The following is a 24,670-nucleotide window of genomic DNA, read 5'->3' as shown; positions in this document are numbered from 1 at the left end:
CCCACTGCACAGCAGTGGGCCCGCCCTCGTCGTTCTTCTGAACCGCCGCGCGCCTAGGCCGACTTGCGGCTGTCCCGCGGATGCACCGCGATGTTCATGGCGCCAGACCTGAGAACCGCAAGGCGCTCCTCGAGGACTTCCTCGAGCTCTTCTCGAGTACGGCGCTCCATGAGCATGTCCCAGTGCGTACGCGCGGGCTTGCCCTTCTTCTCCTCAGGTCCGTCGCCGTCCACGAGAAGTGCCTGGGCCCCGCAGACCTTGCACTCCCACTCCGGCGGGATCTCCGCCTCCACCGAGAACGGCATCTCGAATCGATGTCCGTTCTGGCATGCGTACTCCACGGCCTGGCGCGGAGCCAGGTCGATGCCGCGGTCGGTCTCGTAGCTGGTCACCACGAGGCGCGTGCCGCGAAGAGCTCGCTCACTCATGAATCGTGCCTCCCGGGCTTGTCGCCCACAGGACAGGTGTCGCTGTCGTCGTCATCCGGTCAACGTCCGGTCGGCGGTAAAGATTCCCGTTCAGGGTCATGCGTCGCCGTCGTATGCCGCCCCTTGTTGTACCCACAGGCGCCCGGTTTGTCACATCTGGCAGCAGATGTCACTCCGCGTTCCTGAAAGCTCAGCGCGCAGTAACGGTCCGCCTGGTAGGCCAAAGGCGTACACTACCGGCCTTCGCCGCCGGTTGCTAAATCCGGCCCCCGCAAGTGACGCGATTCCGCGGTCAGACCCAGGTCCCCCGGTCCTCGAGGACCTCGCGCAGCGTCTCGATGTGATCCGTCATGATGCCGTCGACCCCCAGGTCGAGCAGGGCGTGCATGCGGTCCGCGTCGTTGATGGTCCACACGTGCACCTGCAGCCCGCGCGCGTGGGCGGTGCGGACGAAGCGGTGGTCGACCACCCGGACCCCCGACTGCGACTCGGGCACCTGGGCGCACACCGCGGAGACCCGCGGCGTCGCCGGCACACCCAGCGAGCGGAGCCGCAGACCGAGGACCCCGCGCGTGCCGAACGACGTGGCGAGCCGCGGGCCCGCGAGCCGCTGCGCCCGTGCCACCCGCGCCTCCGAGAACGAACCGACGCAGACGCGGTCCCAGGAGCGGGTGCGCTCGACCAGGTCGATGAGGGGCAGCAGCGCGGGCTCGGCCTTCACGTCCACGTTCCAGCGCACCTGCGGGAACGCCTCCAGGAGCTCCTCGAAGAGCGGCACCGGCTCGCGGCCCGCCACGCGCGCGTGGCGCACCTCGCTCCACGGCAGGTCCGCGATCCGCCCCGTCGCGTCCGTGACCCGGTCGAGCGTGGCGTCGTGGAAGGCGACGAGCAGGCCGTCCGACGTGGCGTGCACATCCGTCTCGATATAGCGGTAGCCCGCGTCGACGGCGCGCCGGAACGCGGCACCGGTGTTCTCCAGGCCGTCGGCCGCCCCGCCCCGGTGGGCGAAGGCGATCGGTCCCGGATGGTCGAGATAGGGATGGCGTACGCGCGTGGTCACCGTTGCAGTATCGCCCGCCCCGACGGCGCCCCGGCGGCCACCACGCCACCCGCGGACGGCGCGGGCACGGCGAACAGGCGCAGGAAGAACTGGGCGAGCGGCCCGATGCCCAGGGCGTACAGGACCGTGCCCACGCCGAGCGTCCCGCCGAGCGCGAAGCCCGTGACGACCACCGCCACCTCCACGCACGTGCGCATCAGCCGGATCGACCGGCCCGTGCGCTCGTGCAGCCCCGTCATCAGGCCGTCGCGCGGGCCCGGACCGAACTTGGCCGCGATGTACAGGCCGGTCGCCACGCCGTTCAGGACGATGCCCGCCACCAGCAGCGGGATGCGGACGCCCAGCGCGTGGGCGTCGGGGACGAGCGCGAGCGTGCCGTCCATCGCGAGGCCCACCACGAAGACGTTCGACACCGTGCCGAGACCCGGCCGCTGCCGCAGCGGGATCCACAGCAGCAGCACCGCGGCCCCCACGAAGATCGACACGACGCCGATCGACATCCCGGTCCGCTCGGCCACGCCCTGGTGCAGGACGTTCCACGGCTCCAGGCCGAGGCCCGAGCGCACGAGGAGCGCCGAGCTCGCGCCGTACAGGGCGAGACCGACGTACAGCTGCACCAGCCGGCGCGACAGCTGCCGCCCGCCGAACCGCCGCGTGCCGCCCCCGCCGGAGGGCGCCGACGCCGCTGAGCCCGCCGAGTCCGATGGCGCCGACGCCGACGGGTCCGGCGTGGGCGGCTCCGACGCGGATGACTCCGATGTGGCCGCCTCCGATGTGGACGGCTCCGAGGTGGACGCCTCCGATGTGGTCGAAGGGCCTGATTTCGCCGTGGACAAGAGATACCCCCGTGGTGGTAGTGGCCTGATGCATGACACTCTGTGGCTTGGCGCAAGGCGCCAACCATGGCCAATTCGATGAAGGTGGACTGGGATCATGGCTCAGTGGACATCGGCGGTGGGGTCGACCCAGCTCGCCCGGCTGCTCACCTCCCAGCAGGCGCGCCCCGCGGGCACGGGCTCCCGGCGCCCGCCCGCGTACCGCGCCCTCGCCGACGGCATCAGGCTCCTCGTCCTAGAGGGACGCGTTCCCGTGGCCGCGCGCCTGCCTGCCGAGCGGGAACTCGCGGTCGCGCTGTCCGTGAGCCGCACCACCGTCGCGGCCGCGTACGAGGCGCTGCGCGCCGAAGGGTTCCTGGAGTCCCGCAGGGGAGCGGGCAGCTGGACCGCTGTACCCGCAGGTAACCCTCTGCCCGCGCGCGGGCTCGAACCCCTGCCCCCCGAAGCGCTCGGCTCCATGATCGACCTCGGCTGCGCCGCGCTGCCCGCACCCGAACCCTGGCTCACCCGCTCCGTACAGGGCGCCCTGGAAGAACTCCCGCCCTACGCCCACACCCACGGCGACTACCCCGCGGGCCTGCCCGCCCTGCGTGCCATGCTCGCCGAGCGCTACACCGCCCGCGGCATCCCGACCATGCCCGAGCAGATCATGGTCACCACCGGCGCCATGGGGGCCATCGACGCCATCTGCCACCTCTTCGCGGGCCGCGGCGAACGCATCGCCGTCGAGTCGCCGTCGTACGCCAACATCCTCCAGCTGATGCGCGAGGCGGGCGCACGCCTCGTGCCCGTCGCCATGTCCGAAGGCCTCGGCGGCTGGGACCTGGACCGCTGGCGGCAGGTCCTGCGGGACGCCGCGCCTCGCCTCGCGTACGTCGTCGCCGACTTCCACAACCCCACCGGTGCCCTCGCCGACGAGGACCAGCGCCGCCGCCTCGTCGACGCCGCCCGCTCCGCGGGCACCGTCCTCGTCGTCGACGAGACGATGAGCGAGCTGCGCCTCGACGACGACGTGGAGCTGCCGCGCCCGGTCTGCGGATTCGACCCCGCGGGCGCCACCGTCATCACCGTCGGCTCCGCGAGCAAGGCCTTCTGGGCGGGCATGCGCATCGGCTGGGTCCGGGCGGCGCCCGACGTGATCCGCAGCCTGGTGGCCGCCCGCGCGTACGCCGACCTCGGCACGCCCGTCCTGGAACAGCTCGCCGTCAACTGGCTGCTCACCACCGGCGGCTGGCGCGAGGCCGTCGACGTCCGCAGGGCCCAGGCCCGCGACAACCGCGATGCCCTGGTCGCCGCCGTACGCCGCGAACTGCCCGACTGGGAGTTCGACGTGCCGCGCGGCGGCCTGACCCTGTGGGTGCGCACCGGCGGCCTCTCCGGCTCGCGGCTCGCGGAGGTCGGCGAGCGCGTGGGCGTCCGGGTGCCCTCAGGGCCCCGATTCGGTGTGGACGGCGCCTTCGAAGGGTACGTACGGCTGCCGTTCACCGTCGGCGGGGCGGTCGCGGAGGAAGCCGCCGTACGACTCGCGGCGGCGGCACGGCTTGTGGAGACGGGAGCGGGGACGGGGGTGCAGTCGCCGCACTCGTTCGTGGCGTGAGGCCACGGATGCGGCGCTGTGAGCCGCGGCTTTCAGCCTTCAATATCTCAGTCTTGAGCGTTTCAGCGTTCAGCTTTGAGATTTCGTGAGCCGGCCGTCAGCTGTCGGCGACCGCTGCTTCCTCGGTGGCCCCGCGTGCCCCGCTGAGCGGCCCGTCCGCGGGCGTCGTGCGCTCCGGGAGCAGCTCCATCACGGCACGGCGGTGGGCCTCGCTCGTCGCGTCGTCGTACGGGTCCGGGGTCGCCGGGACCTGGAGGCGGTGCACCGGGCCGGTGCCGAGCCGGGCGTATCCGCGTCCGGGGGGTGCGTCCGCCGTGGGGGTGGTGGGCGGCGGGGCGCCCAGGGCCTCCTCCAGCTGGTCGGGGGTGGCCGGGCCGAGCACCACCCGCGCGCGGGTGTGCTGGCGTACGGCGTCGCTCAGGGTGTCCAGGTTGTCGAGCTGCTCGGCCACGACGACGGTGACGCCCGCGGCGCGGCCGTGCCGCAGGGGTACGGGGAGCAGTGACTGGGGGTCCCGGTGGCCGTCGGCGGCGGCCAGGTGGCCGAGTGTGCCGGGGTGGTCGAGCAGGATCCACAGGGGGCGCTTGATGTCGTCGGGCGGCGGGTGGCCCGCCTGCCGTGCGCGGTTGGCCGCGATGAGCCGCCGCTCCGTCTCGTGCGCCGCCCACTCAAGGCTCGCGAGCGCCCCGGCGAGCCCGCACTCGACGGCGAGGACTCCGTCGCGCCCGGTGAGGCACGCGTGGTCGCCGGTGCCGCTGCCCTCGATGACGACGACGTCCCCGTACTGGAGTGCCTGCAGGGCGATCGAGCGCAGCAGGGTCGTGGTGCCGCTGCCGGGTCTGCCGAGGACGAGCAGGTGCGGTTCGGTCGAGCGGGGGCCGGTGCGCCACACCACGGGCGGGACGTCGCGCTGCTCGTCGCCGTCGGCCACCGGCAGGGTGCGCTGGACGGAGGTGGGGTCGGTGAAGCCGAGCACGGTCTCGCCCGGCGCGGTGACGAAGCGCTGGGCGGCGATGTCGGTGGGCAGGGGCGGGAGGACGGTCACGGTGAGCGTGTTGCCCTCCTCGTCCCAGGCGAAGTGGTACTCGCGGCCGCGGCCCGACTTGGCGTGCAGCAGCTGTTCGATGCGCGCGCGGGAGTCGGCCTCGCCGTCCGTGAAGTACGCGGGGTAGCGCACGACCAGGTGGGAGATGCGGCCGGTCGCGTCGAACTCGTACGCGGGGAAGGCCTGTTCCCACTCGCCGCCGTGTGCGAAGAGCGGGCTCGGGTCCTCGGGGACGGAGAAGTACGGGACGAGCGCTTCGTAGAGGGACTGCAGGCGCTGGACCTGTCCGTCGTCGGGGCCGGTGGGCTCCGGCGCGCTGCGCTCGCGGCCGGTCCAGGCCGCGGCCGCCATGAGGCAGATGACGGCGAGCAGCGGGCCGTACGGGATGAGCGCCACGACGAGGATCACGGACGCCACCAGGAACAGCAGCGGCCCGCGCCGGTCCTTGGGGGTGGCGGACCACTTGCGCCGCCCGGCTCCGGCGAGGCGGCGCAGTCCGCGGGTGATCGTGATCAGCGGATGGAGGACGTCGGTGGCGCTGTCCGCGGCCGACCGGGCCAGCTCGCGGCTGCGGGCGATGTGCTCCCGGCCCCGGGCGATCTGGGCGGTGCCGGTGCTCAGGATGCGGGGGAGGGGGCGCCGGGCCACGTCGGTCTCCTGGGGGTGGTGCTTGAGGTGGTGAGGGGGCGGCCGTGGGCAGCCGTCAGAACTTGATCCCGCCGAGCAGGCTCGCGAGGCTCGCGCTGCCCGCCTGGATGCTCGGCGCGATGGCGGTGCCCGCCAGGAAGAAGCCGAAGAGGGCGCAGACCAGCGCGTGGGACGCCTTCAGCCCGTCCTTGCGGAAGAAGAGGAAGACGATGATGCCGAGCAGCACGACACCGGAGATGGACAGGACCATGGGGGTTCTCCTGATCGAGGGGGACAGTCACCATCAGTACTTCCAGGCTCACAGCATGTATCCATATGGCATGAGGTGCAAATGGGGGAAATTCTCGATATTTCCCCCGGATGGCGGCGGCTTGCTGCGCCGACGGTGGCGGGGTGGGGGCGGCGTCGGCCGCACGGCGTGAGCTTTGCCGCGTACGCGGTCGGTCATGTGCCGTGACGCGCAGTACCCTGTCGGTTCACTCGTACGGCTGCACTGCTGGGCAGCGGCGGGTCAGTACGGTCCCAGGCGCAGCGCGAAAGGCGGTCAGCACCATGAGCGAAGCCCCCGACCCCGAGGTCGTGGAGCTGGCGGGCAAGATCTTCGATCTGGCGCGCGGCGGCGACGCCGACGCCCTCGCCGCGTACGTCGACGCGGGCGTCCCCGTGGACCTCACCAACGGCAGTGGTGACTCACTGGTCATGCTCGCCGCCTACCACGGCCACGCGGCCGCGGTCCGGGCCCTCGTCGAGCGCGGCGCCGACACCAACCGCGCCAACGACAAGGGCCAGACCCCGCTCGCGGGCGCCGTCTTCAAGGGCGCCGACGACGTGGTCCGTGCCCTCCTGGACGGGGGCGCCGATCCGGCCGCGGGTACGCCGTCGGCGATCGACACCGCACGGATGTTCGACAAGGCGGAGCTGCTCACGCTGTTCGGCGCCGCCTGAGCGGGTAGCCGACCTGGTGCGACGGGGGCGCCGGAAATGTGGTCGCGGCGGGCGGAACCGCTGGGTCATCATGACGACGTGATTCACGGACGCAGCGTCGGGGCAGGTAGTGCCGCAGCGCGTGGCCCGTGAGCGGCTCGGCCCCGGACTTGGCGTCCGGGAACCTCCGGGCCACCGACGAGAGGCAGAGGAAAATGGTCTTCAACAAGCAAGAGACGGCGGGCGGCCCGACGTGTTGGCGCACGGCCAGGTAATGCAGATTCCCGGTTGCGTCGACGCTTGATGTGAGGCTGTTTCCCATGTTCGAACCGGTCATAGCGCCCAGCGGTACGCTGCTCGGCCTGCTGCAGCGGGGCCGCGGCGACGGCACGCTGCACGCGCTCACCGCACCACGACCCGAGGCGCTCTCCGCCCTCGACCACTGTGTGCTGAACGACCCGCGGCACGACTGGCAGGTGGAGAACCGCTCGCTGTACTACGCCCGCCTGTACCTCGATCTGAACGGCGGGCTCGGCGCCATCGAGCGCCACCTCTTCGACCCCGACGACGTCATGGTCACGGACGACTCCCGCACGGGACTCGCGCTCTCCGTGCTCGGCCACCTCGCGTCCTACGACCGGCTCGACGCCCTGCGGCTGCTGCGCAGGTACGCCGAGTCCGGCACGAACTGGGCCTGGGCCCTGGACGAGCTGGCCCTGCGCGACGACGACGCGGGCCTGCGGGACCTCGCCGGTCCCGTGCTCGCCAGATTCCCCCGGGACGCCGAGGGCGAGGCCGCCCTCGCCGCCGCCGTACGGGACGCCTTCGAGCCACGGCCCTGGCGGCTGTGGGCCGAGGATCCGCGCCCGGAGGTCGGCGCCCGCGTGCGGGCGGCCCGCGAGCGGGGGTCCTTCGACCGCTGGCAGCGCCAGATGGAGCCATCGGGGCCACGCCCCGGATGGAGCGTCCAGGCCGTCCTCGCCTGGGCACAGGAAGGGCTTGAGCGCGGCGCCGTGCTGCATGTGCCGGCCGCCCGCTGCCTCGGTGCCGTCGCCGGGCCCGAGGACCGGGCCGAGATCGTCGAGGCGGCGCGGCACGGCTCGGACGGGGCGCGCGGCACGGCCTTGCGCTATCTGGCCGACGCGCACGACCCCGAAGTACTCGACCTCCTGGAAGAAGCCGCGCTGAGCCCGTCGCGCGCCGTCGTGGACGTGGCGGCCGAGACCTTCGAGCGGATGCGCTCCGTCGCCGCCGTGGAGCGGGCCCGCCAGTGGGTCGGGCGTCCCGACGTGCTCGGTGCCGCCGCCGGGCGTGTGCTCGCCTGCCGCGGCGGCGCCCAGGACAGCGGCCTGGTGCTCACCGCGCTGCGCGAGGCGGTGCGCGGCGAAGGCCCCGACGCGCCGTCACTGTGGCCGCTCGTCGACGGGGCGGGCCGCCTCGGCATCGGCTGCGCGGCCCCCGTCCTGCGCCATGTCTATCGCGAGACCGCGTCGTCCCACCTGCGGGGCCGCGCCGCCCGCGCGCTCGCCGCCACGGACCCCTCCTTCGCCTCCGGCTTCGCCGTCGAGTGCCTCTGGGACTGCGAGGAGTCCACCCGCGAAGTCGCCGCCCGGCACGCCGAGACCGGTGACGCCCGCGTCGTCGCCCAGCTCAGAAGGCTCGCCGCGGATCCCGCCGAGGAGGACGACGTGCAGTCGGCGGTACGGAGCCGGATCGGGCCTGACGCGCCTGCGGTCTGAAGCGGTCGCGGTCTGCGGTGGCTGCGGCTTGAGGTGTATGTGGCCTGAGGTGTTCGTGGCCTGAGGCGCCGTCGTGCCCGTCGGACGAGGTCCGGCGGGCACGTCCCGGTTCCGCGGGGCGGGCTGTGGAGCGGCCCGCGGAGTGGGCTGGTGCGCGCTCAGTGAAGGTGCCTGGTGCGCGGTCCATGGAGCCGCCCGCGGAGCGCAACGCTCATGGGACGTTCCTCGTCAGGAAAGATCCACTTTGACGTGGGCACGCCCGGTCTGACGACAACACCGGTATGCGTGTCGTCATCGTCACCGAATCCTTCCCGCCCGACGTCAACGGCGTGTCGCACTGCGCCCTGCAGACCGCGCGGCAGCTCGTCGCCCGCGGCCACGACCCCCTCGTCGTCGCCCCCGCGCCCGCCCACGCCACCGCCGACGGGCCCGACACCGAAGGGCCGTGCCCCGTCGTCCGTGTCCCCTCGCTGCCACTGCCCGGCTACCCACAGGTCAGAGTGGCGCTGCCCAGTCGGCGCCTGGCCGCAGCCCTGAGCGCGCACCGGGCCGAACTCGTCCATCTGGCCAGCCCGTTCGTGCTCGGCGCCCGGGGCATGGCCGCCGCCTCCCGCCAGGACCTCCCCACCGTCGCCGTCTACCAGACCGACCTCGGCGGCTACGCGCGCACCTACATGGGCATGGGCGAGGCCACGGCCTGGCGCCGCATCCGCACCGTCCACGCCGCCGCCGACCGCACGCTCGCCCCGTCCACCGCGGCCCTCACCGACCTGGTGGCGCACGGCGTGCCCAGGGTGCGGCTGTGGCCGCGCGGCGTGGACACCGAACGGTTCCGCCCCGCCCTGCGGGACACGGAGGTACGGCGCGAACTCGCCCCCGGCGGCGAGCTGATCGTCGGCTACGTCGGCCGCCTCGCCCCGGAGAAGCACGTCGAGCTCCTGTCGGCGGTGTGCGGCCTCGACGGGGTGCGCGTGGTCGTCGTGGGCGACGGGCCGAGCGCCGGTGCCCTGCGTACGGCGCTGCCCGGCGCCCTGTTCCTCGGCCGCCGCACGGGGGACGAACTCGCCCGGATCTTCGCCTCCTTGGACGTCTTCGTGCACACCGGCCCCCTCGAGACGTTCTGCCAGACCGTCCAGGAGGCCATGGCCAGCGGCGTGCCGGTGGTCGCGCCCGCCGTCGGCGGCCCGCTGGACCTCGTGGTGCCCGGACGCACCGGCAGCCTCGTCGTGCCGGGCGACGCGGATGCCGTACGGGACGCCGTCTGGGCCATGGCCGCCGACCCGGGGCTGCGGGCGGCGTACGGCGCCGCCGGGCGCGCCGCCGTCGAGGGCCGCACGTGGGACGCCGTCGGGGAGCAGCTCATCGGGCACTACGAAGAGGTGCTCGCCGAGCGGACGGTGGTGGCGGCATGACGGCGGGAGCGGGGCCTTGGGGCACTGGGGTGCCGGGGGCAGCGCGGGAGGTGGGCGCCGTGCAGGAAGGGGGGCGGCTGTCGACCGCCCGGGGTGCGGGGCCGTTGCGGAAGGCACGGGACACGGGGCCGCTGCGGATGGTGCGGGACACCGGGCCCCTGCGGATCGTGCGGCTCGCCAACTTCGTCACCCCCTCGTCGGGCGGCCTGCGCACCGCCCTGCGGGAGCTCGGCCGCGGCTACCTGGCCGCGGGGCACGAGCCCGTCCTGATCGTGCCGGGCGAGCGGGCCGGGGTGCGGGACACCGAGCAGGGGCGGGTCGTGACGCTGCCCGGACCCGTACTCCCCGGCACCGGCGGCTACCGGGTCCTCGCCGACCGGCGCGGCCTGACCCGCCTCCTGGAGCGCATCGCGCCCGACCGCATCGAAGTGTCCGACCGCACCACCCTCCGCTGGACCGGCGCGTGGGCACGGCGCGCCCGGGTCCCGGCCGTGATGGTCTCCCACGAAGCGGCGGACGCCGTCATGCGCACCTGGGGGCTGCCACCGGCCGCGGCACGGCGCGCGGCCGACGCCCTCAACACCCGTACCGCACACGCCTACGCGCGCGTGGTGTGCACCACTGAGTGGGCGGAGCGTGAGTTCGTACGGATCGGCGCGGGCAATGTCGTACGGGCCCCGCTGGGCGTCGACCTGCGGGAGCGGCATCCGGGGCTCGGCGATCCACGCGTACGGGACCGGTACGCGCGCGTGGACGACGCTCTCCTCCTGATGTGCTCCCGGCTCTCCGTGGAGAAGCGGCCCGGTACGGCCCTCGACGCCCTGGAGGCGCTGCGCGGGCGCGGTGTGCCCGCGGTCCTCGTCGTCGCCGGGGACGGCCCGCTGCGGCCGCGGCTCGAACAGCGGGCGCGGGAGCGGCGGTTGCCGGTGACGTTCCTCGGGCACGTCGCGGACCGCGCCGCGCTCGGCGCGCTGCAGTCCACCGCCGACGTGTGCCTGGCCCCCGGCCCCTGCGAGACGTTCGGGCTCGCCGCCCTCGAAGCCCTGGCGTGCGGGACACCGGTGGTGGCCAGTGCCTCGTCCGCGCTGCCGGAGATCGTGGGCGGTGCGGGTGCCGCGGCCGCCGACACGGCGGACGCCTTCGCGGACGCGGTGCGGGCCGTGCTCGCCCGGCTGGAAGGGGAACGGCGAGCGGCGGCACGCGCGCGTGCGGAGTGCTTCGGGTGGGACGCGGCGGTGGCGGCGTTCCTGGCCGCGCACGAGGCCGGGGCTGCCGGAGTCCCCGGTCCGGTGTCCGGCACCGACGCTCACGCCGCCGAGGGGCGCGCGCCGCGGCTCCCGGACGCCGCCGGACGGCACGGCGGTGGCGGATGAGCACCCTGACCTACGTGGCCCTCGGCGACTCGCTCACCGCGGGAGTGGGCGACCCCGTGGCGGGCGGATGGCGGGGCTGGGCCGCGCTGCTCGCGGCGTCACTCGGAGCGCCCGGCCAGACCGTGGAGTTCCACAACGTGGCGGCCAACGGCGCCCAGACCTGGGACGTCCTGCACCGCCAGACGCCCGCGGCGCTCGCCCTGCGGCCCGGCCTCGTCTCCGTCGTGGTCGGCGTCAACGACACCCTGCGCCGCACCTTCGACCTCCCGGCCGTGGCCGCGCGCCTCGACGAGGTCTACGGCGCGTTCACGGCGGGCGGCGCGGTGCTGCTGACCGCCTGCCTGCCCGACCCCGGGGCGATGCTCGGGCTTCCGGGAGCGCTCGGCCGCCCGCTGGCCCGGCGGCAGCGGGCGGTCAACGCGGTCGTCCACGCCCTGTCCGAGCGCCACGGCGCCCTGCACCTGCACGCCGCGGGCGAGGAGTGGGTCCGCGACCGCACCCTGTGGAGCGCGGACCGGCTGCACCCCGGGGAGCGCGGGCACCGGGTGTTCGCCGCCCGCTTCCACGCCCTCCTCGCCGCCGAGGGCCTGGCCCTGGGCACCGCGCCCGGGTGCGCGCCCGAACAGCCGGTCCCCACGGCGTCGGAGAGCCTGTGGTGGCTGGCCACGGCAGGCACCGGGTGGGTCGCCCGGCGCTGCACCGACTTGCTGCCCCAACTGCTCGGTCTGGCCGTGACGGAGGTACGGCACTGGGCACGCGGCACGAGCGGCGGCCTGGACGTCCGGGCCACCCACGCCGTCACGGCGGCCCTCGCCGCCCTTACGACCCCGGAGCGGCATCCGGAGGCCGCCTGACGGGGCGCCACCCCCCACCCACGAACCGCACCACCGTCCCCGGCACCGCCTGCGCCGCCGCCGCGAGATCCGCCTGCCGCACCACCCCCACCACCGGGTAGCCGCCCGTGGTCGGATGGTCGGCGAGGAACACCACGGGTCTGCCGTCCGGCGGCACCTGGACCGCGCCGGTCACCATGCCCTCGCTGGGCAGTTCACCGCTCACCGCCCGCGTGAGCGGGGGCCCCTCCGTGCGCAGGCCGATCCGGTTGCTCGACGACGACACGCGGTACGCGCGCGTGGTGAGCGTGCGCAGGGCCGCGTCGGTGAACCAGTCCGCGCGGGGCCCCACGGTCAGCCGCAGCACCAGTTCGCGCGGGGGCGCCGGGTGCGGAACGACGTCCACGCGCGCGTGGGTGACCGCCAGGCCGCCGAGCGGAAGCACCGCGCCGTCCACCAGGGGCGGCGGTCCCAGGCCCGAGAGCAGGTCGGTGGAGCGGCTGCCGAGCACCGGGTCGACGGCCACGCCGCCGCTGAGGGCGACGTAGCTGCGTACTCCGGAGACGGCGGCCCCCACCTCCAGGAGGGCCCCGGCGCGCACCCGTACCGCCGCTCCCCAGGGCGCGGGGCGTCCGTCCACCGTCACCGGGCACGGGGCGCCGCCCACCGCGACGGTGACCGCGCAACGCGGCCGCAGTGCGCAGCCGTTGAGGGTGGTCTCCAGGACGGCCGCGTCGGAGGGGTTGCCGACGAGACGGTTCACCAGGGCGGCGGCGGGCCGGTCGAGCGCTCCGGAGTGGGGCACGCCGAGGTGGGCGTGGCCGGGCCGCCCCTCGTCCTGCACGGTGGTCAGCGCCCCGGCCCGTACGACCGCGAAGGCCCTGTCGGTCATCGGGCCTCCGGCACGAAGCGGACCCGGGCCCCCGGAGTCAGGAGCGCGGCCGGTACGCGCGCGTGGTCCCACAGCACGGCCTCCGTGGAGCCGATCAGCTGCCAGCCGCCGGGCGACGGGCGCGGGTACACACCGGTGTACGGCCCCGCCAGGGCGACGGACCCCGCAGGCACCGTCGTCCGCGGAGTGGCCCTGCGCGGCACGTCGGGCACGCCGTCGAGGCCGGTCAGATAGGCGAAGCCGGGCGCGAACCCGCAGAACGCGACGCGGAACTCGGCCGCCGCGTGGATGCCCGGCACGTCCCGGACCGGGACACCCCACAGGGCCGCCACTTCCTCCAGGTCGGGGCCGTCGTACCGCACGGGGAGCTCCAGGACGTCCTGCGCGCGCGGCGGCAGCGGAGGTATCTCCCAGGAGGGCAGCCGCGCCGCGAGCCGCGCCGGGTCGTCGAGGCCGTCGAGCAGCACCGTGCGCGCCGCGGGCACGATCTCCCGTACCGACAGGTCGCCGTCCGCGCGGCGGCGCAGCAGCTCGGCGTGCAGCGCCGCGGCCGCCGCCCCGTCGGACAGCTCGACGAGCAGGGCCCGGTCGCCCATGGGCAGGACCTTCACGCGAAGGCCTCCACCCGCACGCCCGCCGCCTCAAGGCGCGCCCTGACCTGCCGGGCGAGCCCCACCGCGCCCGGGGTGTCGCCGTGCAGGCACAGGGAGCGCGCCTGGACCGTGATGCGCCGGCCGCTGTGGGCGGCGACGGTGCCGAACCGGGCGAGCGCGATGGACCGTTCGACGACGCTGTCGGCCTCCGTGATGACGGCGCCGTCGCTGCCGCGCGGCACCAGGGTGCCCTCCTCGGTGTACGCGCGGTCCGCGAACGCCTCGGTCACCGTGGGCAGTCCGGCCTTCTCCGCCGCCTCCAGGAGGCATGATCCGGGCAGCCCGAGCACCGGGAGCCGGTCGTCGGCGAGCAGCACGCCGTCGACGACGGCACCCGCCTGCTCGGCGTCGTGGACCACCCGGTTGTACAGCGCCCCGTGCGGCTTCACGTACGCCACGCGCGTGCCCGCGGCGCGCGCGAACACCTCCAGGGCGCCGATCTGGTACGCCACCTCGGCCGCGAGCTCCGCGGGCGGCACGTCCATCGCGCGCCGCCCGAAGCCCGCCAGGTCGCGGTACGACACCTGGGCGCCGATCCGCACCCCGCCCTCGGCGGCGCGCTCGCACACGCGCCGCATGGTGGCCGCGTCGCCCGCGTGGAAGCCGCACGCCACATTGGCGCTGGTGACCACGGAGAGCAGCTCCTCGTCGTCGGTGAGCCGCCAGCGTCCGAAGCCCTCGCCGAGGTCGGCGTTGAGGTCGATCGAGGCCCAGGTCATGAACGTATCGCTCCCGTGTCTCAAGGGGGCCCGTACCGTCATGGCCGGGCCGTCGGTGCTGGTCAGGCCACCCGGTACTGCTCGTCGCGGGCGTCGGTGACGAACATGAACCCCGGCGCGTGCGTGATCGCGAACGGCGGCCGCGAGGCCATCACGGCGGCCTGCGGCGTCACTCCGCACGCCCAGAACACCGGGATGTCGTCGGGCTCGGCGTCCACCGGGTCGCCGAAGTCGGGCTTGTCGAGGTCGGCGATGCCGAGCCCCGCGGGGTCGCCGCAGTGCACGGGGGAGCCGTGCACTGCGGGCAGCAGGGAGCTCTCCCGGATCGCCGCCGCCAGGTGCCGCGGCGGCACCGGGCGCATCGACACCACCATGGGCCCGCGCAGCCGCCCGGCGTCGCGGCACCGGCGGTCGGTGACGTACATGGAGACGTTGCGGCCCTGCTCGATGTGGCGCAGCGGCACGCCCGCGGCGGACAGCGCCCACTCGAAGGTGAAGCTGCACCCGATGAGGAACGACACCAGGTCCTCGCGCCAGTGCGCGCGGACATCCCCGGGCTCGTCGGCCAGCTCCCCGTGCTCCCACACGCGGTAGCGCGGCAGGTCCGTGCGCAGATCGGCGTCCGGGGCGAGCGGGGTGGACCAGGAGCCCGCGTCGGTGACGTCGAGGACCGGGCACGGCTTCGGGTTGCGCTGGCAGAACAGCAGCATGTCGTACGCCCAGTCGGCGGGCACGGAGATCAGGTTCGCCTGGGTGTGCCCGGCGGCCCACCCCGCGGTCGGCACGCTCAGGCCGGAACGGAACTGCTCCCGTGCGTCTCCGGGGGTCACCCGTGCGTCTCCGGGGGTCACAGGAGCTCCTTTCCACGCGTCTCCGGGAGGCCGAGCAGGGCGACGACGGCGATCGCGTAACCGATCGCTCCGAAGATCAGCGCTCCGCCCACGCCCCAGCTGTCCGCGAGGAACCCGACCGTGGTGGGGAAGACCGCACCCACCGCGCGACCGGTGTTGTACGTGAAGCCCTGTCCCGTACCGCGCACGGCGGCCGGATACAGCTCGCTGAGGAAGGATCCGAAGCCGCTGAAGATGGCCGACATGCAGAAGCCCAGCGGGAAACCGAGCACCAGGAGAAGGCCGTTGGCGCCGTCCGGGATGTTCGTGTAGGCGGCGATGCAGGCCGCCGACAGGAAGGCGAACAGGGTGATGTTCCGCTTGCGGCCCAGCTTGTCGGTGAGGTAGCCGCCCGTCAGGTAGCCGACGAAGGCTCCGGAGATGAGGAACGTGAGATAGCCGCCGGTGCCGACGACCGTCAGGTCGCGGTCGTCCTTGAGGTAGGTGGGCACCCAGGTGGCGAGCGTGTAGTAGCCGCCCTGCACACCGGTGGACAGCAGCACCGCGAAGCACGTCGTGCGCAGCAGGTCCGGCTTGAAGATGGCCGTGAACGACCCCTTCCGCGCGCTCTTCTCGCGCTCGGCCGCCGCCGCGGGCGCGTCGTGCACATGGCGGCGTACGTAGATGACGAGCAGCGCGGGCAGTGCGCCGGTCCAGAACATCACGCGCCAGGCGGCGTCGTCGTCGAGGAACTGGAACACCAGGGTGTAGACGACCACCGCGAGCCCCCAGCCCACGGCCCAGGAGCTCTGGATCGCGCCGAGGGTGCGGCCCCGGTGCTTGGCGCTCGCGTACTCGGCGACCAGGATGGCCCCGACCGCCCACTCGCCGCCGAAACCGAGTCCCTGGAGGGCGCGGAAGACCAGCAGCGTCTCGTAGTTGGGCGCGAAGCCGCACGCCACGGTGAACACCGCGTACGTGACGACCGTGATCATCAGGGCCTTCACGCGGCCGATGCGGTCGGCGACGACGCCCGCGATGGCGCCGCCCACCGCGGAGACGACCAGCGTGACCGTGGTGAACAGGCCGGTCTGGCCGCTGTCCAGGTCGAAGTACGCCTTCAGGGCGACCATGCTCAGCGGCAGCGTGAAGTAGTCGTAGGAGTCGAGCGCGTACCCGCCGAAGGCGCCGGCGAAGGCGCGGCGCCCGCGCGGGCCGAGGGCGCGCAGCCAGCCGAACGCGCCGCTGTCATCGGGGAGTCGGTCCTCGCCCCGCTGGTCGTCCAGGGATATCGGGGAAGGCGGTGGGGTCGTGCTCATGGGCACCTCGCAGAGGGGTCGGCGGTGCTGGAGGGTGCTTCTGAAGCTTGGAGGAGCTCTGGGAGCTCCGGGGAGAACGGGAGCGCTCTGAGGAGCCGAGCATGGCGGCGCCGTGCGGGGAGCGGGAGCCGCTTGCCGGACAACGTAGAGGATTGTTCAACGATCCCTCAATACCCATGTTGTTTCGTTCTTGTCCCTGCGGTTGAATCCCGGCATGGCTGAGGGGATGGCTGAGCATGGCTGAACTGACCGGTCTCGCCGACGACCGCGCACTGCTGGGCCGCACGAGCACCGCGGAGCGCGTCGCGGACATCCTGCGGAGCCGCATCGCCGAGGGGTACTTCCCGCCCGGCACCCGGCTGTCGGAGGACAGCATCGGCGGCGCGCTCGGCGTCTCGCGCAACACCCTGCGCGAGGCCTTCCGACTGCTCACCCACGAACGCCTGCTGGTGCACGAGCTGAACCGCGGCGTCTTCGTGCGGGTCCTGACGGTCGACGACGTCGAGGACATCTACCGCGTCCGGCGCCTCGTCGAGTGCGCCGTCGTCCATGAGCTCGGGCGGCCGCCGTACGCCGTGGACGCGCTTGCGGAAGCCGTCGCCGATGGCCGGGCGGCGGCGCGGAAACGCGACTGGAAGGGCGTCTCCACCGCCAACATCCACTTCCACCGCGAGCTCGTCGCGCTCGCCGGCAGCGCCCGCACCGACGAGCTGATGCGCAGCGTCTTCGCCGAACTGCGCCTCGCCTTCCACGTGGTGGCCGACCCGCGCCGCCTGCACGAGCCCTACCTCGCCCGCAACCAGCAGATCCTCGGGGCCCTCCAGGCCGGGGACGGCCCCGAGGCCGAGCGGCTGCTCGCCGTCTACCTCGACGACTCGCGGCGCGGCCTGGTGGACACCTACGCGCGGCGGGTCGCGGAGGGCGGCATCGGCACGGGCTGAGCGCCCCGGGCCGCGGCCCGGGGCCCGGGGGCATCTGCGTCGTTTCGACCGTTGTCAGACCGAGGACCTAGTCTGTGCACCGTGACTTCGCCTGCCGTATCGGACACCGCTCCGCCCCAGCTCAGCGCGGGGCCGCGGCCCGCGCCGGGCCCGGCCGCCGACGAGGGCCTGGCGCGGCGCCTGCGCGCGCTCGCGTGCACGGCCCCGCTGCACGACCTGGACGCCCGCAAGGCCAACCTGGCGGGGGAGTACTCGGTGTACGCGATGGCGGAGGTGGCCCTCTCGGCCATCGACCTCGTCACGCTGAACATGGACTTCGACACGGGCGCCGACCACGAGCAGATCGTGGCCCGCCTGCTGCCCCGCGTCGCCGCCCAGGCCCCGCGCCGCCCGGCCGCCGAGCACGAGCGCGTCGCCCGCTGGGTCCTGGAGAACCTGATCAACGTCGGCAGCGTGGACCGCGGCTTCCGCGCGGTGTACGGCACCTTCGGCGCGGACGGGTCCTACGTCCGGCGCGACTACGACTTCAAGCTCATCGAGGAGGTCCCCGGCTACGGCGGCGGCGTGTTCCTGCGCACGACGGACGAGGCCGTGAACGTCCTGGTGGGCGCCCTCGACACGGACGTCACCAGCGCCCAGATCGCCGCCGAGGTGAAGCTGGAGGTCCTGATCAGCCGCGGCCGCCTCGCCGACGCCCAGCTCGCCGCCGAGCAGGCGCGCTACCGGACCGTGCAGTACTCGGAGTCGCTCCGCAAGGCCCTCGACGCCACCCGGCGCAACGTCCGCGCGGTCGACTGGCTGCAGGCCGTGCCGGACATGATCGCCGAGGCCCTCGACCACGTGGCCGACCGGTACCGCCACGAGAACGCGATCCTGACCAACATCCGCAAGGCCCGAGACGAGTCCGAGGACCCCGAGCAGAAGCGCCGCGCGGCCGAGCTCGTCGACATCGTCAAGGACTGCATCCGCCGCCACACCCAGCTCCAGTCCCGCCTCCTCGAAGCGGGCCCGCTGTTCCGCGCCGAGCAGGACCGGCAGGCCTTCGCGACGCCCACCGCCCGCGCGGGCCTCGACCTGTACGGTCAGCTCGTCGCCCCGGTCCTGCCGCTCCCCGCCGAGCAGGCGCTCCGGGTCACGGACGCGTTCTTCGCGCACGGCACGGGCCTGCGCACCCCGGTCTCCGTCCGCGTCGGCGACCTGGTGGACATACTGCTCACGCCCCCGATAGAGCGCGAGCACCTGGGCGCGGAGATGCCCGAGCCCGACCTCGTCGCCACCCCCGACGACAGCCGCTTCAGCGAGGAGCAGCTGGCGAGCGCCCTGGAGTTGCTCGCCCTGCCGCCCGACGCGCCCCGCAGGCTCTCCGGGCTGCTCGCCGACGCCCGCCGCCGCGACCCCGAACTGCCGTATCTGGTCGCCCTCCTGTCGGTGCACGCGGCCAGCCCGCCCGTCGGCACGGCCTACCGCCAGGGTGAGCAGCAGCTGCTCTTCGCCGTGGACGACGGCACCGAGCTCGACGACCCGGAGTTCGGCGGCGCCGACCTGATCGTGGGCACGGCGCTGCTCGACGCCGCCGGGATGGCGGCCGACCGGACGGAGGCCGCGTGACGCCCCGGCCCCGCGGGGCCTCCCCGGGCCCCGCACACGAGGACACCCGGGGCTCTGTGCACCAGGGCACCCCGAGCCCCGCACACGCGGGCACCCGGGCCCCTGCCCACCAGGGCACCCAGAGCCCCGTACGCAAGCGCGCCCTGGACACCGTACGACCGACCCACCGCACCAAGGAGCCGCAGCCGTGACCGACCACCCCGCAGAGCACGCCGCGTGGGGCGAGCCGGACTCCACGGCGGCCCCCTCGGCCACCGCCGCCGTCACCCCGGCCGACGCCGCCGACGCCGCGCGGCTCGTCGCCTTCGGGCTCCAGCCCAAGCTCCAGCCCGCCCGCGACCAGGAGTACGGCGACCTGCTGCGCCGCTACCGCGAGGACCCGCCGTTCGCGCGCCTCGCCGACGCCGTCGCCACCGGGCTCGGACTCGTCGTCCTCGAGGTGTCCCCGCGCGCGGGGATGGCCGTCACCGCCGCCGAGGACTCCGTGTTCGCCGTCCGCATGGGCGACTACGCCCGCCGCGCGGCCGCCGACTCCACCGACCGCTTCCTGCACGGCCTCGCCCACCTCGCCGTCGCCGCCATGGCGTTCCCGCGCCCCGAGGACCTCGCCGACGACGGGTACGTGGGACGCGTCACGGTCAACGGCGTCGACGCCTTTGTACGCCAGGCCTGCCGCCGCCTGGAGGAGCGCGCCGAGGAGCAGGGCGAGAACACGGACCCGGCCACGGACGCCCCCGGCCTGGAGTCCGCCTGGCGCATCTGGGCGCGCCGCAGCTCCACCGGAGCCACCAAGGACGCGCGCAGGCTCGCCGGTTCGACCACCGGCATCGTCGGCAAGGCGGCGGCGTTCCTGACCGAGTCCGGGTTCCTCCAGCGCACGGGCGACGACTCCGGCGGGACGTACCGCACGACCGCGCGCTACCAGCTCCAGGTGCGCGACATGGCGGGCAGCGCCGCCATGGCCGAGCTCCTGGAGCTCGGCGTCGTCCCCGTCACCGACGGCTCCGCGACGCTGCTGCCGCCCGACGACACCGACGATCTGGAGCTCGCCGCCGACGCGGGCCTGCCCTTCCACTCCTGACGCCCGCCGGGCCCCTGCCGACCCCGCACCACTGACCGACTTACGACGAGAGTCCGCCGCCATGTACGAGCTGTCCCGGGTCCGCCTCTACTCCATCGGACCGGCCGGTGCCCGCTACGCCGACACCGTCCTCGACCTGCGCGGCGTGGGCGACGTGGTGCCCGACCCCGCGCCCGCGCAGGCGGAGTTCTTCGAGGAGGAGCCCGTCGGGCCGCCCCGCAGGCCCGCGCCCGCGGGCGTGCTCTTCCTGGAGAACGGCGGCGGCAAGTCCGTCCTGCTCAAGCTGATCTTCTCCGTGATGCTGCCCGGCCACCGCAACACGCTCGGCGGCGCGAGCTCCGGCGTGCTGCGCAAGTTCCTGCTCGCCGACGACTGCGGACACGTCGCCCTGGAGTGGCAGCACACCCTCACCGGTGAGTGCGTCGTCGTCGGCAAGGTGAGCGAGTGGCGCGGGCGGCAGGTCTCCAACGACCCGCGGAAGTTCGCCGAGGCCTGGTACTCCTTCCGGCCCGGGCCCGGCATGAGCCTGGACTCGCTGCCCGTCGCCGAGTCCACCGCGGTGCGGCCCGCGGCGGAGGGCAGCTCCGGTGCCCAGGGGCGGCGGCGCACCATGAAGGGCTTCCGCGACGCCCTGACCGAGGCGGGCAAGGCCTACCCGCACCTCGAAGTGCACTGGGAAGAGATCCACGACCGCTGGAACGAACACCTCGGCGACCTCGGCCTCGACCCGGAACTGTTCCGCTACCAGCGGGAGATGAACGCGGACGAGGGCGAGGCCGCCGGCCTGTTCGCCGTCAAGAAGGACTCCGACTTCACCGACCTGCTCCTTCGCGCCGTCACCGACACGCGCGACACGGACGGCCTCGCCGACCTCGTCCACGGCTTCGGCAACAAGCTGGGCCGCCGCGCCGAACTCATCGCCGAGCGGGACTTCACCGCCGGCTCCGTGGACCTGCTCGGCCGCATCGTCGACGCCGCCGACACCCGGGCACGCGCGCGTGACGTGCACGCGGGCGCCGAGCGGCGCACCCGCACCCTCGCCCGGCGCCTGTCCGCCCGCGCCGTGGAGGAGCGCGGCCGCGCGGCGGAGCTCGCCGAGCAGGTCACCGCCGCCGCCCACACCGTCACCGAGGCCGAGCGGACCCGTGAGCGCTCCGCGCTGATCTCCGCCGAACTCGCCTACCGGCACGCCTCCCTCGCCCTCACCGTCGCCGAGAAGGCCGCCGCCGCCCAGCGCCGCGAGCTCGCCGACGCGCGCACGCTGCACTCCGCCTGGCAGGCCGCCGAGGCCGTCCTGCGCCACCGGGCCGCCGCCGACCGCTCCGCGCGCGTGGCCGCCGCGATCCGCGAGGCCGAGCGGGACGCCGCGCCCGCGCTCGCCGCCCGCGCCAAGGCCGCGGCCGACCTCGTCCGCGCCCTGCACACCGCGGCCGAGGGCGCCGAAGCGCTCGCCAACGAAGAGGAGGAGCGCTCCGCCGCCCTCCAGGAGACCGGCGAGGCTGCCCACCGCGACGCCACCGCCGCCGCCACCGAGGCCCAGCGCGCCCGCAGCGAGACCGGGCACCTGCGCCAGCGCCTCGCCGAGGTCGAGCAGGAGACCGCCGAGGCCGTCCGCGCGGGCTGGCTCGACGACAGCGCCCCTGACGCCGACCCGGCGCGCGCCGCCCTGGCCGCGAGCGACGCGGAGAAGACGACGGTCGCCGCCTGGGACACGGCCCGCGAGGCCGCGCGCAGGGCCGCCGACCACGCCAAGGAGGCCGCCGCGGCGGAGTCCCGCGCCGAGCTGACGGCGGCCCGCGCCGCGGACGCCGCGACGGCCGCCGAGCAGGCCCACGACGCGGAGCGCCGCACCGCCGACGCGCTCGCCCAGGACGAGCGGCTGATCGCACTCCTCGGGCTGCCCGGAGCACTCGGCGGCGACACCGCGGGCACCCCCGACGGGGTGCCGCAGCCGCGGCGCGCCGACGCCCAGGGGGAGCCCGGGACGGGGACGGGCGACGAGGGCCAGGGCACCGCCCCCCTCACCGCCGAGGCCCTGGACCACAGCGCCGACGACCTGCGCGGCCTCCTCGAGGACGGGGTGGCCGCCGCCGAGCGGCAGCTGTTCGAGCTCAGGACGGCCGCCGCCGACGACGCCCGCATCCTCGGCGCGCTCGGCGACGGCGGCCTGCTGCCGCCGGGCCCCGACGTCCTTGCCACCGTCGAGTTCCTCGGCGAGCACGGCATCCCGGCGCTGCCCGGCTGGCGCTATCTCGCGCAGGCCGTCGACCCCGCCGACCACGCGCGCGTGCTCGCGGCCCGCCCCGAGCTCGTCGACGGCGTCGTCATCACCGACCCGGACACGCACGCCCGCGCCCGCGAGGCGCTCACCGGCGCCGCCCTCCTGCCGCGGTCCACGGTCGCCGTCGGCACGGCCGCCGCGCTGCTCGCCCCGACGCCCGGGGAGCACAGCGGCGACGGCGACGTGTTCCTCGTACCGCCGAACCCGGCCATGCACGACGAGCACGCCGCTGACGAGGAGCGCCAGGCGCTCCGCGCGCGGGCGGCCCAGCGGGACGACGAGATCCGCGCGCTCGCCCAGCGCCTCGCCAAGGACCGGGAGCTCGCCGCGCGGCTCGCGTCCTGGCGCTCCGGCTGCCCCGCGGGGCGCCTGGCCGAGCTCGCCGCCGCCGCGACGGAGGCCCGCGCCTTCGCCGAGGAGACGGAGGCGGAGCTCGCGGAGGCCCGTACGGCACGGGCGGAGGCCGATGAGGCCGCGGGCGAGGCCGCCCGCGTCAGGGACGAGCGCCAGGAGGCCGCCCAGCGTGCCCGGCGTGCCGCCGACGCGCTCGCGGGGCTCGCCTTCCGCCTGCGCGAGCGCGCCGGCTGGCAGACGAAGCTGCGCGAGCTGGCCGACGAGGCCGTCGAGTACGAGGCCCGCGCCCAGGCCTGTCTGGACCGCGCCCGCGCCGCCGACGAGGACCGCCGCGCCGCCCAGCGCGCCGCCGACGACGCCCGCCGCACGGCCCGTGCCCTGCGCGCCGAGCGCGCGGAGATCGCCGGGGCCCCCGAGGACGTGGCCCTGGACGCGGACGCCCCCAAGACGCCGCTGCCCGCGCTGCGCGAGGCCTACCGCGCGGCCTCGCAGCTGTACGAGAAGGTCGGCGTCGGCGCCGACCTGCGCGCCGAGCAGGCCCGCGCCGAGAGCGACGAGAGCGCGGCCCTCGCCGAGCTCGACCGGCTCAGCAACAAGGTGCGCACGCGCGCCGCCCAGCTCCTGGAGGGCACCGACGGCGCCGACGGGCCGTCCCGGCAGGCCGCCGCCGCCCGCGCGGAGGCACAGGTCCAGCTCATCGAGTCCCGCGCCGCCACCGCGAGCGAGCAGCTGGGACGCCTGCGCGGCGAGGCCGAGCGGCACGCCCCCGAGGACGGCGACGCGCACACGGAGCTGCCCGACGACCTCGTGCCCGCCGACGCGGAGCACGCCCAGGCGCTGCTGCGCACCGCCACCACCGAACTGGCCGTGCGCACGGAGGCATTGACCCAGGCCAAGGAGGCGCACGCCGCGCTCCTGCGCACCCACCGCGCCACCGAGGACGCGGCAGGCGGGTTCGACGAGACGGCCGCGCTCCTGCGCGACCTGCTCCGCGAGCACCACGACGCGGAGGACGAGGAGCAGCCCGAGCCCCACCCCGGCTCCCTCGAAGAGGCCCGGCAGGCCGCCGCGGAGGCCCGCCGCTCGCTGCGCGGCTGCGCCGCCGACCTGTCCGCCGCCGAGACGGCCGTCCGCGAGGCCAGCGACATCCTCGTACGCCACGCGAACTCCACCCGGTACGAGCAGGTCCGCACCCCCGCACGGCAGCAGATCCGCGAGCTGCCCGCGTCCGCGCTCCCTGAGCACGCCAAGAAGTGGGCCGACGCCTTCGCGCCCCGTCTGCGCGTGCTCACCGACGAGCTGGCGCAGCTGGAGCGCAACAGGGACAGCATCGTCGACCGCCTGCGCGGCCTGGTCGAGTCCGCGCTCGCGACCCTGCGCTCCGCCCAGCGCCTGTCCCGGCTCCCCGAAGGCCTCGGTGAGTGGTCGGGCCAGGAGTTCCTGCGGGTCCGCTTCGAGGAGCCCGACCAGGCCACGCTCACCGAGCGGCTCGGCGAGGTCATCGACGAGGCCACCCGCGCGGCCGTGAAGAAGAACTCCGACCTGAGGAGGGACGGAATGTCCCTGCTGCTCAGGGGAGTTCAGGCCGCCCTGGAGCCGCGCGGCATCGCCGTGGAGATCCTCAAGCCCGACGCCGTGCTGCGCGCGGAGCGGGTCCCGGTCGGCCAGATGGGCGACGTGTTCTCCGGCGGCCAGCTGCTCACCGCCGCCATCGCCCTGTACTGCACGATGGCCGCGCTCCGGTCGAACGACCGCGGCCGCGACAAGCACCGCCACGCGGGCACGCTGTTCCTCGACAACCCCATCGGACGCGCCAACGCCACGTACCTCCTGGAGCTCCAGCGTGCCGTGTCGGACGCCCTCGGGGTGCAGCTCCTCTACACCACCGGCCTGTTCGACACGACCGCGCTCGCCGAGTTCCCGCTGGTCATCCGCCTGCGCAACGACGCGGACCTGCGCGCGGGCCTGAAGTACATCAGCGTCGAGGAGCATCTGCGCCCCGGCCTGCCGCAGGAGCAGCAGGCCCCGGCGGAGGAGACGGTGCACGGGGAGATCACGGCGACGCGGATGTTCAAGAAGCCGGTCGCGGGGTGAGCC

The 24,670-nt window shown here is 74.8% G+C and carries 21 protein-coding genes; 11 read left to right on the top strand and 10 right to left on the bottom strand.

The window, feature by feature from the left end; genetic code table 11:
• Positions 1-53: 53 nt before the first annotated feature.
• The 3 genes from ACFWZ5_RS18415 to ACFWZ5_RS18405 form a co-directional block, all read right to left on the bottom strand.
• Positions 54-428, bottom strand: a complete 375-nt coding sequence (locus tag ACFWZ5_RS18415) for an RNA polymerase-binding protein RbpA (RefSeq protein ID WP_030360404.1) — start codon at positions 426-428, stop codon at positions 54-56.
• 292 nt (positions 429-720) lie between these two features.
• Positions 721-1,488 carry a glycerophosphodiester phosphodiesterase gene (locus ACFWZ5_RS18410; RefSeq protein ID WP_384794693.1) on the bottom strand — a complete coding sequence of 256 codons (768 nt, stop codon included), beginning with the start codon at positions 1,486-1,488 and terminating at the stop codon, positions 721-723.
• Positions 1,485-2,120, bottom strand: coding sequence for a YitT family protein (locus ACFWZ5_RS18405; RefSeq protein ID WP_384794701.1), 636 nt, complete (start codon positions 2,118-2,120; stop codon positions 1,485-1,487). Before ACFWZ5_RS18405 ends, ACFWZ5_RS18410 begins: the two co-directional genes overlap by 4 nt.
• 301 nt (positions 2,121-2,421) lie before the next feature.
• On the opposite strand from ACFWZ5_RS18405, the gene ACFWZ5_RS18400 reads away from it, so the two are divergent.
• On the top strand, positions 2,422-3,921 hold the full coding sequence (locus ACFWZ5_RS18400) for a PLP-dependent aminotransferase family protein (protein WP_384794691.1): 1,500 nt from the start codon (positions 2,422-2,424) through the stop codon (positions 3,919-3,921).
• Positions 3,922-4,018: 97 nt separating this feature from the next.
• On the opposite strand, the gene ACFWZ5_RS18395 is transcribed toward ACFWZ5_RS18400, so the two are convergent.
• Together ACFWZ5_RS18395 and ACFWZ5_RS18390 are read right to left on the bottom strand one after the other, a co-directional pair.
• Positions 4,019-5,614 (bottom strand): hypothetical protein, encoded by a 1,596-nt coding sequence (locus ACFWZ5_RS18395; protein ID WP_384794689.1) that lies wholly within the window; start codon positions 5,612-5,614, stop codon positions 4,019-4,021.
• A 55-nt stretch (positions 5,615-5,669) separates the two neighbouring features.
• Complete coding sequence (locus ACFWZ5_RS18390) at positions 5,670-5,864, bottom strand: hypothetical protein (RefSeq protein WP_030674661.1); 195 nt, start codon at positions 5,862-5,864, stop codon at positions 5,670-5,672.
• A 302-nt stretch (positions 5,865-6,166) separates the two neighbouring features.
• On the opposite strand from ACFWZ5_RS18390, the gene ACFWZ5_RS18385 reads away from it, so the two are divergent.
• The 5 genes from ACFWZ5_RS18385 to ACFWZ5_RS18365 all read left to right on the top strand — a co-directional run bounded on the left by ACFWZ5_RS18385 (position 6,167) and on the right by ACFWZ5_RS18365 (position 11,916).
• The gene (locus tag ACFWZ5_RS18385; protein WP_384794687.1) at positions 6,167-6,559 is read left to right on the top strand and encodes an ankyrin repeat domain-containing protein; all 393 of its coding nucleotides are present in this window, start codon (positions 6,167-6,169) and stop codon (positions 6,557-6,559) included.
• A 299-nt stretch (positions 6,560-6,858) separates the two neighbouring features.
• Positions 6,859-8,277 (top strand): HEAT repeat domain-containing protein, encoded by a 1,419-nt coding sequence (locus ACFWZ5_RS18380; protein ID WP_384794685.1) that lies wholly within the window; start codon positions 6,859-6,861, stop codon positions 8,275-8,277.
• A 281-nt stretch (positions 8,278-8,558) separates the two neighbouring features.
• Positions 8,559-9,689 (top strand): glycosyltransferase family 4 protein, encoded by a 1,131-nt coding sequence (locus ACFWZ5_RS18375; RefSeq protein ID WP_384794683.1) that lies wholly within the window; start codon positions 8,559-8,561, stop codon positions 9,687-9,689.
• Between the two features lie 137 nt (positions 9,690-9,826).
• Positions 9,827-11,062: a glycosyltransferase gene (locus ACFWZ5_RS18370; RefSeq protein ID WP_384794699.1), complete on the top strand. Its 1,236-nt coding sequence runs from the start codon at positions 9,827-9,829 to the stop codon at positions 11,060-11,062.
• Positions 11,059-11,916, top strand: a complete 858-nt coding sequence (locus tag ACFWZ5_RS18365) for an SGNH/GDSL hydrolase family protein (RefSeq protein ID WP_384794681.1) — start codon at positions 11,059-11,061, stop codon at positions 11,914-11,916. The genes ACFWZ5_RS18370 and ACFWZ5_RS18365 overlap by 4 nt, the downstream gene beginning before the upstream one ends.
• On the opposite strand, the gene ACFWZ5_RS18360 is transcribed toward ACFWZ5_RS18365, so the two are convergent.
• The 5 genes from ACFWZ5_RS18360 to ACFWZ5_RS18340 form a co-directional block, all read right to left on the bottom strand.
• On the bottom strand, positions 11,882-12,787 hold the full coding sequence (locus tag ACFWZ5_RS18360) for a biotin-dependent carboxyltransferase family protein (protein WP_384794679.1): 906 nt from the start codon (positions 12,785-12,787) through the stop codon (positions 11,882-11,884). The two genes, ACFWZ5_RS18365 and ACFWZ5_RS18360, sit on opposite strands and share 35 nt — an antisense overlap.
• Complete coding sequence (locus ACFWZ5_RS18355; protein ID WP_384794677.1) at positions 12,784-13,398, bottom strand: allophanate hydrolase subunit 1; 615 nt, start codon at positions 13,396-13,398, stop codon at positions 12,784-12,786. Before ACFWZ5_RS18355 ends, ACFWZ5_RS18360 begins: the two co-directional genes overlap by 4 nt.
• On the bottom strand, positions 13,395-14,159 hold the full coding sequence (locus ACFWZ5_RS18350; RefSeq protein ID WP_384794675.1) for a LamB/YcsF family protein: 765 nt from the start codon (positions 14,157-14,159) through the stop codon (positions 13,395-13,397). Before ACFWZ5_RS18350 ends, ACFWZ5_RS18355 begins: the two co-directional genes overlap by 4 nt.
• A gap of 62 nt (positions 14,160-14,221) precedes the next feature.
• Complete coding sequence (locus tag ACFWZ5_RS18345) at positions 14,222-15,010, bottom strand: putative hydro-lyase (RefSeq protein WP_384794673.1); 789 nt, start codon at positions 15,008-15,010, stop codon at positions 14,222-14,224.
• Complete coding sequence (locus tag ACFWZ5_RS18340; RefSeq protein WP_384794671.1) at positions 15,007-16,308, bottom strand: MFS transporter; 1,302 nt, start codon at positions 16,306-16,308, stop codon at positions 15,007-15,009. Before ACFWZ5_RS18340 ends, ACFWZ5_RS18345 begins: the two co-directional genes overlap by 4 nt.
• Positions 16,309-16,544: 236 nt before the next feature.
• On the opposite strand from ACFWZ5_RS18340, the gene ACFWZ5_RS18335 reads away from it, so the two are divergent.
• The 5 genes from ACFWZ5_RS18335 (at position 16,545) to ACFWZ5_RS18315 (ending at position 24,667) form a co-directional block, all read left to right on the top strand.
• A complete protein-coding gene (locus tag ACFWZ5_RS18335) occupies positions 16,545-17,249 on the top strand; it encodes a GntR family transcriptional regulator (protein ID WP_384794669.1) in 705 nt (234 codons plus the stop codon).
• Between the two features lie 81 nt (positions 17,250-17,330).
• Positions 17,331-18,857, top strand: coding sequence for a hypothetical protein (locus tag ACFWZ5_RS18330; protein WP_384794667.1), 1,527 nt, complete (start codon positions 17,331-17,333; stop codon positions 18,855-18,857).
• Positions 18,854-19,048: a hypothetical protein gene (locus ACFWZ5_RS18325; RefSeq protein ID WP_384794665.1), complete on the top strand. Its 195-nt coding sequence runs from the start codon at positions 18,854-18,856 to the stop codon at positions 19,046-19,048. Before ACFWZ5_RS18330 ends, ACFWZ5_RS18325 begins: the two co-directional genes overlap by 4 nt.
• The gene (locus tag ACFWZ5_RS18320) at positions 19,045-19,938 is read left to right on the top strand and encodes a hypothetical protein (RefSeq protein WP_384794663.1); all 894 of its coding nucleotides are present in this window, start codon (positions 19,045-19,047) and stop codon (positions 19,936-19,938) included. Before ACFWZ5_RS18325 ends, ACFWZ5_RS18320 begins: the two co-directional genes overlap by 4 nt.
• Before the next feature lie 61 nt (positions 19,939-19,999).
• Positions 20,000-24,667: a hypothetical protein gene (locus tag ACFWZ5_RS18315; protein ID WP_384794661.1), complete on the top strand. Its 4,668-nt coding sequence runs from the start codon at positions 20,000-20,002 to the stop codon at positions 24,665-24,667.
• The last annotated feature ends 3 nt before the right edge of the window (positions 24,668-24,670 follow it).

It is taken from the genome of Streptomyces sp. NPDC059003, assembly GCF_042740445.1.
Classification (GTDB): Bacteria; Actinomycetota; Actinomycetes; order Streptomycetales; family Streptomycetaceae; genus Streptomyces.
Note: the sequence above shows the minus strand (reverse complement) of the source record. Positions and strands in the feature narration are given on the sequence as shown.

What these genes read in the sequence shown, in the direction of transcription:
- ACFWZ5_RS18340 (WP_384794671.1), bottom strand. Translation starts at nt 16,308, where the DNA reads ATGAGCACGACCCCACCGCCTTCCCCGATATCCCTGGACGACCAGCGG.
- ACFWZ5_RS18415 (WP_030360404.1), bottom strand. Translation starts at nt 428, where the DNA reads ATGAGTGAGCGAGCTCTTCGCGGCACGCGCCTCGTGGTGACCAGCTAC.
- ACFWZ5_RS18385 (WP_384794687.1), top strand. Translation starts at nt 6,167, where the DNA reads ATGAGCGAAGCCCCCGACCCCGAGGTCGTGGAGCTGGCGGGCAAGATC.
- ACFWZ5_RS18315 (WP_384794661.1), top strand. Translation starts at nt 20,000, where the DNA reads ATGTACGAGCTGTCCCGGGTCCGCCTCTACTCCATCGGACCGGCCGGT.
- ACFWZ5_RS18350 (WP_384794675.1), bottom strand. Translation starts at nt 14,159, where the DNA reads ATGACCTGGGCCTCGATCGACCTCAACGCCGACCTCGGCGAGGGCTTC.
- ACFWZ5_RS18370 (WP_384794699.1), top strand. Translation starts at nt 9,827, where the DNA reads ATGGTGCGGGACACCGGGCCCCTGCGGATCGTGCGGCTCGCCAACTTC.
- ACFWZ5_RS18380 (WP_384794685.1), top strand. Translation starts at nt 6,859, where the DNA reads ATGTTCGAACCGGTCATAGCGCCCAGCGGTACGCTGCTCGGCCTGCTG.
- ACFWZ5_RS18365 (WP_384794681.1), top strand. Translation starts at nt 11,059, where the DNA reads ATGAGCACCCTGACCTACGTGGCCCTCGGCGACTCGCTCACCGCGGGA.
- ACFWZ5_RS18360 (WP_384794679.1), bottom strand. Translation starts at nt 12,787, where the DNA reads ATGACCGACAGGGCCTTCGCGGTCGTACGGGCCGGGGCGCTGACCACC.
- ACFWZ5_RS18400 (WP_384794691.1), top strand. Translation starts at nt 2,422, where the DNA reads ATGGCTCAGTGGACATCGGCGGTGGGGTCGACCCAGCTCGCCCGGCTG.
- ACFWZ5_RS18390 (WP_030674661.1), bottom strand. Translation starts at nt 5,864, where the DNA reads ATGGTCCTGTCCATCTCCGGTGTCGTGCTGCTCGGCATCATCGTCTTC.
- ACFWZ5_RS18375 (WP_384794683.1), top strand. Translation starts at nt 8,559, where the DNA reads ATGCGTGTCGTCATCGTCACCGAATCCTTCCCGCCCGACGTCAACGGC.
- ACFWZ5_RS18335 (WP_384794669.1), top strand. Translation starts at nt 16,545, where the DNA reads ATGGCTGAACTGACCGGTCTCGCCGACGACCGCGCACTGCTGGGCCGC.